We start from the raw sequence: 13,261 nt of genomic DNA, 5'->3' as shown, positions 1-13,261 counted from the left end.
ATCGCACGCGGCCCGATGCTGAAGCTGGATCATAAAGCCAAACTCCTCCTCCTGATCGCGGTGTCCGCGCTCGCGAGCGCTTCGCCCGTGCTCGCGCTGGACGAGGCCAGGCCGACCAGGCCGCTCAACCTGCTGTCCTTCGCGCGTGCCCGCGCGGCCGGACCGCAAAAGCCGTCCTCGCCGGTCACGCCGGTACCAGGTGACAACGCGTCGATCCGGGCGACGGCGTGGGCGGCTGAAGACTCCGGACCTGCGATCACCGGCGCGGTGCCGGCGTCCGAAACGCGTGCACAGGCCCCAGCGCCCGCAGCCGTGCCTGTGCGCACGGCCAAGCCCGGCAGCGTCACGGTCCCGCCGAAGCCCGCACCGGCGCAGGCGGCTGCGCCTGCGGACAGCGACGTTGCCCTGTTCTGCAGCAACGTCGCCGACCCAGCCGTCGACGCGAGACTGGCCTGGCAGCTCAAGGAACTGGAGAAGGCCGAGACCCTGCTTCGCGAACGGATCGCCGAGGTCGAGGCCAAACGCGCCGAATACGAGAAGTGGATGGCGCTGCGCGACGATTTCCTGAAAAAGGCCGAGGCGCAGGTCGTCGAGATCTATTCGCGCATGAAGCCGGACGCCGCGGCGACCCAGATCGCCGGCATGGCGGACGAGACCGCTGCGGCCGTGCTCGCCAAGCTCAGCCCGAGGAGCTCGAGCGCGATCTTCAACGAGATGGAGACGGCGCGCGCGGCGCACCTTGCCGATCTGCTCGGCGGAATGCGTCGTGTGGATGACGGAAAGACCAAGTAGATGAAACATCTAATCCTCATCCTGTCGCTCCTGATGCTTGCCGGATGCGTCGGCGATCCCGCGGATGTCCTGACTGGTCCGCGCCTGTCACCCGTGGGCACCGGCCTGAGGACGCAGGCCGATCCGATCCCGGTGACGCCGCGGCTGCGCTCGCCCGTCAGCTACCGTTCCACCTGGGACGACGGCACCGACCTCTATCGCGATCCTCGCGCCCGTCGCACCGGCGACGTCGTGACGGTGATCATCTCGATGCAGGACAAGGCCAAGCTGGACAACAAGACCGACCGCTCGCGCGATTCGCAGATCAAGTTCGGCCTCGACTGGCTGATGGACGTGGCGGGATGGCAGGACAAGGGCTCGACCAGCGCCAACCTCAACAGCAATACCCAGATCAAGGGCAACGGCCAGATCGATCGCACCGAGGACATCAAGCTGTCGATCGCCGCAATCGTCACCGACGTGTTGCCGAACGGCAATATGATGATCAGCGGGTCGCAGGAATTCAAGGTCAATACCGAGATGCGCGTGCTCAATGTCGGCGGCATCGTGCGTCCGCGCGATATCTCGCGCACCAACACGATCTCCTACGAGAAGATCGCCGAGGCTCGCGTCTCCTACGGCGGCCGCGGAAATCTGTCTGACGTGCAGCAGCCTGGATGGGGACATCGGATCTATGACGCCGTGGCACCATTCTGAGATGCGCAGCCGTCGGGCCGCGTCGCGAGAGCAGGGGACGTGATGCGCCTGATTGCGGCCATTCTGGTGCTGACCCTCGTCGCGATCGGCGCGGGTGCGCTTGCCGGCCTGCATCTGTTTGCGGCTGCCGAGCGCGTCGCGGATGCGAAGAAGACCGCGACGCCGCCGCCTCTTGCCTCGAGCTACGCCGGCAGCGCGCGGCTGAGGAAGCTGTCTCCGATCGTGACCAATCTCGCCGCGCCGGCCAACAACTGGGCCCGTGTCGAAGCTTCCATGGTGACCGACAGCATGAGTGACGAGGACGCAGGCATCCTGGCCGCCCACATCAGCGAGGACATCGTGACCTATCTGCGCTCAGCGACGGTCGGCCAGTTCGAGGGATCGCGCGGGCTGCAGCATCTGCGCGACGACCTCGCCGAACGCGCCAACATCCGCTCGTCGGGCAAGGTTCGCGAATTGATCATTGAGACGTTGGTGATTCAGTGAGAGTGAAAGTCCTGCTGCTTGCGTTGATTCTGGTCGTCCTGCCCGAAGTGGCGCTCGCCCAGATCCCGGACCTCAACTCGCTGCTGCCGCCCGGAAACGGCTCGACCAGCGGCCGTATCATCCAGCTGATGGCGCTGATCACGGTGCTGTCGGTGGCGCCGGGTCTGCTCATCATGGTGACGAGCTTCACGCGATTTGCGGTTGCGCTGTCGTTCCTGCGCTCCGGCCTGGGCCTCCAGACCACGCCGGCCAATCTCGTGCTGATCAGCCTTGCGCTGTTCATGACCTTCTACGTGATGGCCCCGACCTTCGATCGCGCCTGGGAAACCGGCGTCCAGCCGCTGATGAAGAACGAGATCTCGGAGGAAGAGGCTTACATCAAGATCACCGATCCGTTCCGCGATTTCATGCTGGCCCACGTTCGCGACAAGGATCTCCAGACCTTCGAGTCACTGGCCGCAGAGAGCTTTCGGAAGAAGTTCGACGACAAGCGCATCGATCTGCGCGTCATCATTCCGGCCTTCATGATCTCCGAGCTCAGGCGCTCGTTCGAGATCGGATTCCTGATCATGCTGCCGTTCCTCGTCATCGACATGATCGTGGCGACGCTGACGATGTCGATGGGCATGATGATGATGCCGCCGACGATCATCGCGCTGCCCTTCAAGATGCTGTTCTTCGTGCTGATCGACGGCTGGAATCTGCTCGCCTCGGGCCTGGTGCGGTCGTTCTCGTAAGATCGACGGCCAGCCGGCTGCTTATGGTTAGCGGGAAGTACCGCGGCATGGTTAGCGTTTGGTAATTTTAACCATCTGATATTACAGCGTAATTCAAGCCGATCTTAATCTGCGCGCAAGATTCGACGTGCTAGCAATGCGGCACGGCGGGTTGGACCCCACCCACATCAGTCCAAAGGCATGATGCCGCCCCTCCGTACCGGTGAAAGCCCGGTATGTCCCCTCGTGAAAATGTAACGCGTACATAAAGGGACATTCGCAATGTCAAGCCTGCTTACGAACTCGACCGCCATGACTGCGCTCCAGACCCTGCGGTCTGTCAGCTCGCAGCTCTCCACCACGCAGAACCGCATCTCGACCGGCCAGCGTGTTTCGACCGCTTCGGACAACGCCGCCTACTGGTCGATCGCGACGTCGATGCGCGCCGACAACGCCGCGCTCTCCGCCGTCTCCGACTCGCTCGGTCTGTCGGCTGCGACGGTCGACACCGAATATACCGGTCTGACCACGGTTGTCGGCGACAGCAACTCCGGCCTGACCAAGCTCCAGGCCCTGCTGGTGCAGGCCAAGACCGCCGGTATCGACCGCACCAAGATCCAGGCGGACGTCACCCAGATCCAGCAGCAGATGAAGGCGACGGCCAGCGCTGCAACCTTCAACGGCGTGAACTGGCTGAGCGCGACGGCGACCACGCCGGCGACCGTGAACCTGGTGTCGTCGTTCTCCCGCGTCGGCGGCACGCCGACCACCGGCTCGATCAGCCTGACCACCGCGACCTACTCGCTCTACACCTCGACCCAAACCGGTATCCTGGACAAGGTGAGCGGCACCGCATCGGTCGACACGATCAACATCAGCGCGCTGACCGACTCGGCGGCTGACCAGACCACGCTCGATGGCTACATCGCGCAGGTCACGACCGCGATCAACTCGGTCGCCGCGGCCGCCGCCGACCTCGGCGCCGTCAAGAACCGTATCTCGACCAACACGGACTTCGTGAAGTCGCTGATGGACTCGGTTGATCGCGGTATCGGCCAGCTCGTCGACGCCGACATGAACCAGGAGTCCACCCGCCTGGCGGCCCTCCAGGTCCAGCAGCAGCTCGGCGTGCAGGCGCTCTCGATCGCCAACAACAGCAGCCAGAGCATCCTGTCGCTGTTCCGCTAAGCTTCACGACAATCTGGGGAGGGCCGCGCTTCTTGCGAAGCGCGGCCCTTTCGTTTGGCGTGGCGCCGCGCGCACGCCGCAATCTCGGCTGTTCTGTTGCGGCTGGGCCACAGGTCCACAAGCCTCGCACAAGCTTCGCGCGCTATCGTTGCCGCTACGACAGGTTGGGCCTGCTTTTCGCCGCCCAAAGGCATGACGCCGCCCTGCCGTACCGGTGCAAGCCCGGTATGTCCCCAAATTCAATCTACTTTCAAAGGGACATCAAAAATGGGTTCTAGCCTTCTCACCAACTCGTCTGCAATGACCGCGCTGCAGACCCTCCGCAACGTCAGCTCGCAGCTCGCGACCACGCAGAACCGGATCTCGACCGGCATGCGCGTCTCGACGGCTTCGGACAACGCGGCTTACTGGTCGATCGCTACCTCGATGCGCGCCGACAACGCCGCGCTCTCCGCCGTCTCCGATTCGCTCGGTCTTTCGGCTGCGACCGTCGACACCGAATATACCGCACTGACCGCGGTTGTGGGCGACCAGACCGGTGGTCTGACCAAGCTCCAGGCGCTGCTGGTCGAAGCCAAGACCGCAGGCATCGACCGCACCAAGATCCAGGCTGACATCACCCAGATCCAGCAGCAGATGAAGGGTACCGCGAATGCGGCGACCTTCAACGGCGTGAACTGGCTGAGCGCGACGGCGACGACGCCGGCGACCTTCAACCTGGTGTCGTCGTTCTCGCGCGTCGGCGGCACGCCGACGATCGGCTCCATCACCCTGACGATCGCCAACTACTCGCTCTACACCAGCACCCAGACCGGCATCCTGGACAAGGTGAGCGGCGCTGCCTCGATCGACACGATCAGCATCTCCGCGCTGACCGACTCGACCGCCGACATGACCACGCTCGATGGCTACATCGCGCAGGTCACCACCGCGATCAACTCCGTGGCTTCGGCCGCCGCCGATCTCGGCGCCGTCAAGAACCGCATCTCGACCAACACGGAATTCGTCAAGACCCTGATGGACTCGGTGGATCGTGGTGTCGGTCAGCTCGTCGACGCCGACATGAACGCGGAATCCACCCGTCTGCAGGCTCTCCAGACCCAGCAGCAGCTCGGCGTTCAGGCGCTCTCGATCGCCAACCAGAACAGCCAGAGCATCCTGACGCTGTTCCGCTAAGCCTTAAAACCATCTGAGGGGCCGCGCTTCTCACGAAGCGCGGCCCTTTTCATTTTGGCGTCGTGCACGGAGACCTCAACCCGGCACCGCGACTTTTCGCCTTGACCTGGCTCGCCCTGCCGCGGGCAAGTCACAGAGCCACAAGCCTCGCGCAAACTTCGCGCGCTATCGTTGCCGTTACGAAAGGTTGGGCCGCCTTTTTGCCGTCCAAAGGCATGATGTCGCCCTGTCGTACCGGTGGAAGCCCGGTATGTCCCCAAAATTTTCAATTCGTTTCAAAGGGACGTCAAAAAAATGAGCTCCAGTCTGCTCACCAACTCGTCTGCAATGACCGCGCTGCAGACCCTCCGCAACGTCAGCTCGCAGCTCGCGACCACGCAGAACCGGATATCGACCGGCATGCGCGTCTCGACGGCTTCGGACAACGCTGCCTACTGGTCGATCGCGACCTCGATGCGCGCCGACAACGCCGCGCTCTCCGCCGTCTCCGACTCGCTCGGTCTGTCGGCCGCGACCGTCGATACCGAATATACCGCTCTGACGGCGGTTGTCGGCGACCAGACCGGGGGCCTGACCAAGCTCCAGGCACTGCTGGTCGAAGCCAAGACCGCCGGCATCGACCGCACCAAGATCCAGGCTGACATCACCCAGATCCAGCAGCAGATGAAGGGGACCGCCGATGCGGCAACTTTCAACGGCGTGAACTGGCTGAGCGCGACGGCGACGACGCCGGCGACCTTCAACCTCGTGTCGTCGTTCTCGCGCGTCGGCGGCACGCCCACCATCGGCTCCATCACCCTGACGATCGCCAACTATTCGCTCTATACCAGCACCCAGACCGGCATCCTGGACAAGGTGAGCGGCACCGCGTCGATCAACACGATCAACATCAGCGCATTGACAGATTCGGCCGCTGACCAGACCACGCTCGACGGCTACATCGCGCAGGTTACCACTGCGCTCAACTCCGTGGCCTCGGCCGCTGCCGATCTCGGTGCCGTCAAGAACCGCCTCTCGACCAATACGGAGTTCGTCAAGACGCTGATGGACTCGGTGGATCGTGGTGTCGGTCAGCTCGTCGATGCCGATATGAACGCGGAATCCACCCGCCTTCAGGCGCTGCAAACCCAGCAGCAGCTCGGCGTGCAAGCGCTCTCGATCGCCAACCAGAATAGCCAGAGCATCCTCTCGCTGTTCAAGTAATTTCGGCCTTGGAAGAGACCGTGCTCTCACGGGAGCACGGTCCCCGCCGTGATCGGCGGATGTGCCGGCACATGACGTGCCCGTAATCGACCTCCACGACGCCAGCTTCAGCCGACATGCCGTAGCCGATAGCGCCGGCTGCGTTCGCGCGCCTCTGCTGCTGAACTGATCGCTTCGTCGAGGACTCTTGTAAATCTGCAACGCTTCGCCTGCGAACTGACATCTTCGTGTTTGCGCGCAACCTTCGGACAAGGTTGGCAGCGGAGTGTCGCTTACGTTCGCATTGGTACGAGGTCATATGCTGCTCAGTCGCGCGCAGGTACAGCAACTGCTCAACAATCTGCTGGAGCTTGGGCCGCGACGCCTGATGGCCTTGGGACTGATCGGCTTTGCCGTCCTCGTCACCGTCGTCGGCGGCGCCTATTATCTGAGCCGGCCCGAATTCGAGACGCTCTACACGGGATTGACCCGCGAAGACGTGACGCGCATGGGCGCCGCGCTGCGGGAGCAGAACATCACGTTCGACGTCAATACGGCGGGAGACGCGCTCTCCGTGCGCCCGAGTCAGACCATGCAGGCGCGGATGCTGCTGGCCGAGAAGGGCCTGCCGACCAGCGCCAATTCCGGCTACGAGCTGTTCGACAAGATCGGCTCGCTCGGCTTGACCTCGTTCATGCAGGAGGTCACCAAGCTCCGGGCGCTCGAAGGCGAGATTGCGCGCACGGTCCAACTGATGAAGGGCGTCAAGGCGGCGCGGGTCCATATCGTGCTGCCGGTGCGCGGCTCGTTCCGCGCGACGCAGCAGCCGCCTTCGGCGTCGGTCGTGCTGCGCACTGACGGTGCGATCGAGGCGCGCACGGCGCAGTCGATCCGCCACCTCGTTGCCGCGGCAATCCCGGGGATGAGCAAAGACAAGGTGACTGTGCTGGATGCCGACGGTTCGATGCTGCTCGCCGAGGAGGACGAGGCCACTGCCGCTCCGACCAAGATGGCAAGCCTCCAGAAGACGGTCGGCGGCATGGTGCAGGAGAACATCCGCAAGGCGCTGACGCCGTATCTCGGCCTCGACAATTTCGAGGTGAGCGTCGCATCGCAGCTCTCGACCGACAAGAGGCAGACGAACGAGACCGTCTACGACCCGGAGAGTCGCGCCGAGCGCTCGGTCCGCAACGTCCGCGAAAAAGAGTCCTCGCAGAACGCCGACAAGTCCACGCCGACCACGGTGCAGCAGAACCTTCCCGACCAGCAGGTCAACGCCGGCGGTACAAAGAATTCCAGCGAGGACAAGACCCGCCGCGAGGACGTCACCAATTTCGAGGTGTCATCCAAGACCACGACGACGGTAAGCGACGGCTATTCCGTCAAGAAGCTCTTCATCGCGGTCCTCGTCAATCGCACCCGGCTCGTCGCCGATCTCGGTGACAAGAGCAACCAGGCCGTCGTCGACAGCAAGCTCGCCGAGATCAGCCAGCTCGCGGCGACCGCCGGCGGACTGGACAAGACGCGCGGCGACCAGATCCAGGTCACCGCCGTCGACTTCATCGAAGGTTCGCGCGATCTCGCGCCGGTGCCGCCGATCAGCTTCGTCGAAATGATCAACAAGCAGCTCGGCAGCGTCATCAACGCTGTGACGATCCTGGCGGTTGCTTCGATGCTGGTCTGGTTCGGTCTGCGACCCGCGGTCAATGGCATCCTCACCCACCGTGCCCAGCAGGAGCAGATCGAGGCGGCCGAGGCCGCAGAGCTTGAAGCTGCGTCGGCCCTCGCCTTGGGAGACAGTCAGGACCCCGAGCTCAACCTCGTTGAAGACCTCGAAGGCAAGATGCAACGAACACCGCAGAAGCGACTGGAGCAGATTGTCCGGCTCGATCAGGTTCAGGCGGCGGCGATCCTTAAAGACTGGATGCGACGCGAGGAGGCGGCATGAACGCGGCTATCGGAAAACTTCTGACGCAGTTCGACGCCAACGGCCGAGCCAAGGCGCCACCACCTCCGCCGCCGAAGGTGCAGGACGTGCTGACAAGGCCCAAGGAGGTCCGGCGTGAGCCCCAGCCGCAGCCTCAGGCCCAGCCGCAGCGTCAGGACTCAAGCGCAGCCTCCAGCGCCGGAGGCGGAAGTTCCGTCAGCAAACCTTCTCGAAGATTCCTATCGTCGCGGTCATGCGGCCGGCGTCGCGGAAGGCGATTCCAGGGTTGCCGAGGAGCGCGTCCGCAGCGCCATCCGGCTCGGCGAGGAGCGTGCCAAATGGTCCGATCAGCAGGCGGTCGCGATCGTCAACGGGTTCGAGACGGCCTGCCGCGAAATCGAGACTAACATCGCGAGCTCCGTCGCTCGGATCTTGCTGCCCTTCCTCGCCGACGCGGTCCGCGACAAGGCGATCGAATCGCTGGTCGAACAGATTGCGGCGCTGACCGGCAATTCGCCGGTGCCGGTGTTCAAGGTCACCGGTCCGGGGAACTGCTCGACCTCGTGCGGACGCAACTCGAGGCCAGCAGGCGCACGGGCATCCAGTACGAGGCCGCTGAGACGTTCGAGGTTCGGGTCGTGGCCGACCAGACCGTGATCGAGACGCAGATCTCGGCCTGGAGCGAACGCCTCAACGAGGCGCGCCGGTAGCCCGCCATGAATGAGGTCAAGCAAGAGCTGGTGATTATTCGCCGGCGTAGCGCCTTCGCCGAGGAGCCGCATCACGGTGGCGTCTGGAAGATCGCCTATGCGGACTTCATGACCGCGATGATGGCGTTCTTCCTGGTCATGTGGCTGCTGAATGCGCTCAACCAGGACCAGAAGCAGGTGGTTGCGAGCTATTTCAATCCGATCAAGCTCGCGGAGAACGCGCCCGCCCCGAAGGGCCTCAAGGATCTCACCAAGAAGGAGCCGTCCACGTCCGAAGGCCAGGACGGCAAGCGCCAGCCGGCCGGGCCGAACGAGGAGCGTCGCGGCGATTCCCCGACGGCCGAGAAGCCGGCTTCCTACGAAGAGAAGATCCTGTTCCGCGATCCCTATGCGACCCTTGCGGAGATATCGAACAGCGCGAACCAGGCCTCGGGCCAGCGTCGCGCCGGGGCGCTGACCTCTTCCGAAGAGGAAGGTCTCAAGGGTGGCGATGCCTATCGCGACCCGTTCGATCCCGGCTATTGGAAGCTGGCGCCGCAGACGTCCAAGGACGCGGACCGTTTCGTCGACAGCGAGCCAAAGCCTAATGCTTCCGCGCGCGACAACGCGTCCGGAACGGGGCAAGGCGAGCCGCAGGCTCGCCGCGCCAGGCAGGACGATGCCGGCGGGAGCGTGGCTCAGAACGCCGATGCGTCGTCAGCAAACCTGTCGCCCCTGCTGCCTCCGGGACCGGCGCCCTCGCAGGCTCAACGCGACGGCAGCGCGCAGGCGAACGCGCAGCCGGGCGCTCAAGCCGGTGCCCAGGCCAATGCCGCCGCGCAGTCGCGTCCCGGCGATGCGGCGAAGGAGTCCGAACAGCGCGACTCCGCGCAGACCCAGCAGCCGACCGTCAAGCAGCTTCAGTCCGCGATCGCGGATGCACTGTCGGACATCAAGGCCGGCGCGGGACCGGTGGCCGAGGTGCGTCAGGTCGAGGAGGGTCTTCTGATCAGCCTGACCGACGACGCGAGCTTCGGCATGTTTGCGGTCGGCTCGGCCGAACCGCGACCCGAGCTCATCCGCGTGATCGACAAGATCGGGCCGCTGCTGACGAAGCGTCCCGGCATGATCATCGTCCGCGGCCACACTGATAATCGGCCCTACAAGTCGGAGAATTACGACAATTGGCGGCTGTCGACCGCCCGCGCGCAGATGGCCTATTACATGCTGGTCCGCTCCGGCGTCGATGCACAGCGGATCGAGCATGTCGAAGGTTACGCCGATCGGCGACCGAAGCTGCAGAACGATCCGGCCGCCGCGCAGAATCGCCGGATTGAAATCCTGATCCGGGAGAAGCGCCCTTGATCAGGCTGCTCCGCCGCGCCGCACTGCTGTTGCTGCTGCCGCTCACGGCAGTCCGTGCATTCGCCGATCCAGCTCCAGCCCCGGCTCCGGCGCCGGGCGCGGGCGAGCCGCATGAGCTGGTGCGCACGTTGCAGGCGGTACAGGACGGCATAGCCAATGGCGACATGGCGGCGCATAGCGGCCACGTCGCGCTGATCCGGCAGATCGGCGAGAAATTCCTCGCCGCCGACGCCAGCGTGTGGAGCAATGCGCAGAACGGCCAGGCCGTCGTCATCTATTTGCTCAGCGGCGGCGGACCACAGCTGGTCCGCAAGCTGCCCAAGCCGAACGTCGACGAGCGGCTGTTCAATGGTGCGCTCGCCTATGTCGAAGGCCGCCAGGACGAAGCGCGCGAACTGCTCAGGGACGTCAAGCCGCGCACGCTGCCGTCGGGCCTGGGCGGGCAGGTCGCGCTGGTCCAGGGCGCGCTGTTCGCACGCTCCGAGGCAACGCTCGCGATCGAGCGCCTGGACGATGCGCGCCTGCTGTTGCCGGGTACGCTGGTGGAGGAGGCGGCATTGCGGCGCGAGATCCTGCTGGTCGGGCAGGCCGAGGATTTCGACAAGTTCGAGTTCCTGACGCTGGCCTATATCCGCCACTACCGCAACTCGGTCTACGCCGGGGACTTCTGGCAGCGCTTTTCCTCGGGCCTGACGCAATCGAGCCTCGCGCTCGACGAGCGCCGCTTTGCGCGGATCGTCACCCTGCTGGAGCAGATCGACCGCGCCAGCCGCCTCAAGCTCTATTTCGCGATCGCGCGCAGCGCGATGCTGCGTGGACGGCTGGCCGTGACCGAGCGTGCCGGCGAGCGCGCGCTGGCGCTCAGCGCCGATGCTTCCGCGGATCGCGAGCGTGCACATTTCTTCCGCGGCGTCGCGCGGGTGCTCACCGACGAGTACGACGGCGGCCTCGCCGAGCTGAAGGCGCTCGACCGGTCGAAGCTGCCCGAGCGCGACATTCCTCTGTTGAATGCAACGGTCCAGCTCATGCTCGACGTGCGCAAACCGTTCGCGGGTGGACCCGCTGCCACGGCCGACGAGCCTCCGGTCACGCCCGCGCGTCTCGATCTCGCGTCGTCGAACGCGACACTCGCTCGCGCGCGGAAGCAGCTGGGCGAACTCGAACGCCTCACCAAGGATCGCCGTCCATGACGAAGCTCAGTGGAACCTCGGGACAGGTCTTTCAGGGGCTGGCCGAAAGCCTCAATATTCGCGGCACGTCGCGATCCGGCAAGAACGCCGGATCGAAGTCGTCGGCGGATTCGTCGTTCAACGATCTGCTCCACACCGTGTCGAACCTCGCGAAGCGGGCGATGAAAGACGACGGCGGCGACACCGGCGTGAAGGCGGCATCCTTGCGGACACGCCTGGCGCACCCGACCGGGAAGGACAAGACGAACGACGAGACGGTGAACGAGCGCACCGAGACCGCCGACGAGCCCAAAGCCGGTCATAAATCGTCCGACCAGAAGGTCGACGAAGCGTCGCAAGCGCCAGGTCCGGCCGACAAGGCGGACGTTTCGAACAGGTCAGGCATCCCCGCGATTGTCGGGCAGGAGCTGGCCGCCGTACCGGTAGCGAAGCCGCAGACGCAATCGACGGACACCGACAGGAACGCCGCGCGCGCGCGCGACGCACGCTCGTCAACGCCGATGCGTGAGGTTCAGGCGACAGGCATGGCGAAGGTTGCCACCGCCGAGTCCGCGCCGGGTGCGCGCCCATCGACCGCGGCTGCGCAGGCGCCGGCAACCGTGCTGCCGGGCAACGAAGCTTCGTCAAAAGCAATGCCCGCGACGCAAGGCTTCGAGGCCGTTACCGCGAATGTCGAGCGCGCTGTCAAAGCGTCGGCACGGGATACCTTGCCCGAGACGACCAAGGTCACGGTGGTTCAGCAGGAAACCCATCTGCCGCCGGCGCAGTTCGGCCCCACGCAGCAGATCGCCAACGCGGTCGTCACCGAGCTCAAGGAATCGTCCGCGCCGACGGCGTCGGCGGCTGCAGATCTCGCCAACTCGCAGACCAACGCGTCTGAGCCGCTCAAGATACTGACCATCAATCTCGAGCCGCCATCGCTCGGAAATGTCACTGTGCGCCTTCGCCTGGTGGGCGCGGAGGTTTCCGTCCACCTCGCGGCCGAGCGCAAGGACACCAGCCTGATGCTGGATCAGCAGCGCGACTCGATCCGAGATCTCATGCACTCCGCAGGCTATGTCGCCGACGTCGCGCCGGTCCAGCACGGCTCGCTGGACGGATTCCAGAGCGGTTCCGGGCAATCGCAGCCGCAGCTCGCGGGCCAGCAGCAGCAACCGTCGTCACAGTCGCAAGGGGCGTTCGATGGCGCGAGCAATTCATCCGGCCAATCGGGCGGCAGTGCGAGGCAGGCCCGGCAGGAGCCCCAGTCCAACCAGGAGACGCGTCATGACCAGGACGTGGGCTCGCAGATTCGTCGCGGCCCTGTTTATCTGTAACGCGGGCGCTGCGGCAGCGGCGACCGACAATGCACGCCCCTGCGAGCGCGAGATGGCGCGTGCGTCCCAGCAGCACGGGATTCCGCTCGGCATCCTCTATGCGGTCGGCCTCACCGAGACCGGACGGCGCGGAGCACTCTATCCCTATGCGCTCGGTGCCGACGGCCAGACCGTGTTCGCCAAGGACATGAACGACGCGATCGCGAATTTCGAGGCGATGCGGAGCAAAGGGATCAAGCTGATTGATCTCGGCTGCATGCAGATCAACCACTATTATCACGGCGACAAGTTCGCGTCGGTGCGGGCGATGTTCGATCCCGCCAAGAACGTGGAATATGCCGCGCGCTTCCTGAAAGAGCTCAAGCAGCGCGAGGGAAGCTGGACCATGGCAGTCGCCCGCTACAACGCGGGCCCGAACAACCAGCCAGCGCAGAAGCGCTACGTCTGCCATATCGTTGCGCATCTCGTCTCGAGCGGCTTCGGCGCCTGGACCGACAAGGCGCGCTCGTTCTGTCAGCCGAAAACGACGTGACCACAT

The 13,261-nt window shown here is 64.8% G+C and carries 12 protein-coding genes and 1 pseudogene; all 13 read left to right on the top strand.

Annotated elements, in window-relative coordinates; translation table 11 throughout:
- Nucleotides 1-15 precede the first annotated feature (15 nt).
- Nucleotides 16-792: a MotE family protein gene (locus ACQ86E_RS08080; RefSeq protein WP_431204958.1), complete on the top strand. Its 777-nt coding sequence runs from the start codon at nt 16-18 to the stop codon at nt 790-792.
- Nucleotides 793-1,488 (top strand): flagellar basal body L-ring protein FlgH, encoded by a 696-nt coding sequence (gene flgH, locus ACQ86E_RS08075; protein ID WP_431204957.1) that lies wholly within the window; start codon nt 793-795, stop codon nt 1,486-1,488.
- A gap of 42 nt (nt 1,489-1,530) precedes the next feature.
- A complete protein-coding gene (locus tag ACQ86E_RS08070; protein ID WP_162006392.1) occupies nt 1,531-1,974 on the top strand; it encodes a flagellar basal body-associated FliL family protein in 444 nt (147 codons plus the stop codon).
- On the top strand, nt 1,971-2,711 hold the full coding sequence (gene fliP, locus ACQ86E_RS08065) for a flagellar type III secretion system pore protein FliP (protein ID WP_431204956.1): 741 nt from the start codon (nt 1,971-1,973) through the stop codon (nt 2,709-2,711). The genes ACQ86E_RS08070 and fliP overlap by 4 nt, the downstream gene beginning before the upstream one ends.
- Nucleotides 2,712-2,972: 261 nt before the next feature.
- Nucleotides 2,973-3,878 carry a flagellin gene (locus ACQ86E_RS08060; RefSeq protein ID WP_431204955.1) on the top strand — a complete coding sequence of 302 codons (906 nt, stop codon included), beginning with the start codon at nt 2,973-2,975 and terminating at the stop codon, nt 3,876-3,878.
- A gap of 267 nt (nt 3,879-4,145) precedes the next feature.
- Complete coding sequence (locus tag ACQ86E_RS08055) at nt 4,146-5,054, top strand: flagellin (protein ID WP_431204954.1); 909 nt, start codon at nt 4,146-4,148, stop codon at nt 5,052-5,054.
- Between the two features lie 294 nt (nt 5,055-5,348).
- Nucleotides 5,349-6,257: a flagellin gene (locus tag ACQ86E_RS08050; RefSeq protein WP_431204953.1), complete on the top strand. Its 909-nt coding sequence runs from the start codon at nt 5,349-5,351 to the stop codon at nt 6,255-6,257.
- 298 nt (nt 6,258-6,555) lie between these two features.
- Nucleotides 6,556-8,184, top strand: a complete 1,629-nt coding sequence (gene fliF / locus ACQ86E_RS08045) for a flagellar basal-body MS-ring/collar protein FliF (RefSeq protein WP_431204952.1) — start codon at nt 6,556-6,558, stop codon at nt 8,182-8,184.
- A pseudogene (locus tag ACQ86E_RS08040) lies at nt 8,181-8,873 on the top strand (hypothetical protein). Before fliF ends, ACQ86E_RS08040 begins: the two are co-directional and overlap by 4 nt.
- A gap of 6 nt (nt 8,874-8,879) precedes the next feature.
- Complete coding sequence (locus tag ACQ86E_RS08035; RefSeq protein ID WP_431204951.1) at nt 8,880-10,217, top strand: MotB family protein; 1,338 nt, start codon at nt 8,880-8,882, stop codon at nt 10,215-10,217.
- Entirely contained in the window at nt 10,214-11,407 is a 1,194-nt protein-coding gene (locus ACQ86E_RS08030; protein WP_431204950.1) for a chemotaxis protein, read from the top strand. Before ACQ86E_RS08035 ends, ACQ86E_RS08030 begins: the two co-directional genes overlap by 4 nt.
- Nucleotides 11,404-12,723, top strand: a complete 1,320-nt coding sequence (locus tag ACQ86E_RS08025; RefSeq protein ID WP_431204949.1) for a flagellar hook-length control protein FliK — start codon at nt 11,404-11,406, stop codon at nt 12,721-12,723. Before ACQ86E_RS08030 ends, ACQ86E_RS08025 begins: the two co-directional genes overlap by 4 nt.
- A complete protein-coding gene (locus ACQ86E_RS08020; protein ID WP_431204948.1) occupies nt 12,674-13,255 on the top strand; it encodes a transglycosylase SLT domain-containing protein in 582 nt (193 codons plus the stop codon). The genes ACQ86E_RS08025 and ACQ86E_RS08020 overlap by 50 nt, the downstream gene beginning before the upstream one ends.
- Nucleotides 13,256-13,261 lie beyond the last annotated feature (6 nt).

The sequence above is a fragment of the Bradyrhizobium betae genome, assembly GCF_050632175.1.
Taxonomy (GTDB): Bacteria; Pseudomonadota; Alphaproteobacteria; order Rhizobiales; family Xanthobacteraceae; genus Bradyrhizobium; species Bradyrhizobium betae_B.
This window is presented reverse-complemented; position numbering and strand designations above follow the sequence as displayed.

Coding starts and splice junctions, on each gene's coding strand:
- ACQ86E_RS08080 (WP_431204958.1), top strand. CDS start 16: ATGCTGAAGCTGGATCATAAAGCCAAACTCCTCCTCCTGATCGCGGTG.
- flgH (WP_431204957.1), top strand. CDS start 793: ATGAAACATCTAATCCTCATCCTGTCGCTCCTGATGCTTGCCGGATGC.
- ACQ86E_RS08070 (WP_162006392.1), top strand. CDS start 1,531: ATGCGCCTGATTGCGGCCATTCTGGTGCTGACCCTCGTCGCGATCGGC.
- ACQ86E_RS08060 (WP_431204955.1), top strand. CDS start 2,973: ATGTCAAGCCTGCTTACGAACTCGACCGCCATGACTGCGCTCCAGACC.
- ACQ86E_RS08055 (WP_431204954.1), top strand. CDS start 4,146: ATGGGTTCTAGCCTTCTCACCAACTCGTCTGCAATGACCGCGCTGCAG.
- ACQ86E_RS08050 (WP_431204953.1), top strand. CDS start 5,349: ATGAGCTCCAGTCTGCTCACCAACTCGTCTGCAATGACCGCGCTGCAG.
- fliF (WP_431204952.1), top strand. CDS start 6,556: ATGCTGCTCAGTCGCGCGCAGGTACAGCAACTGCTCAACAATCTGCTG.
- ACQ86E_RS08035 (WP_431204951.1), top strand. CDS start 8,880: ATGAATGAGGTCAAGCAAGAGCTGGTGATTATTCGCCGGCGTAGCGCC.
- ACQ86E_RS08025 (WP_431204949.1), top strand. CDS start 11,404: ATGACGAAGCTCAGTGGAACCTCGGGACAGGTCTTTCAGGGGCTGGCC.
- ACQ86E_RS08020 (WP_431204948.1), top strand. CDS start 12,674: ATGACCAGGACGTGGGCTCGCAGATTCGTCGCGGCCCTGTTTATCTGT.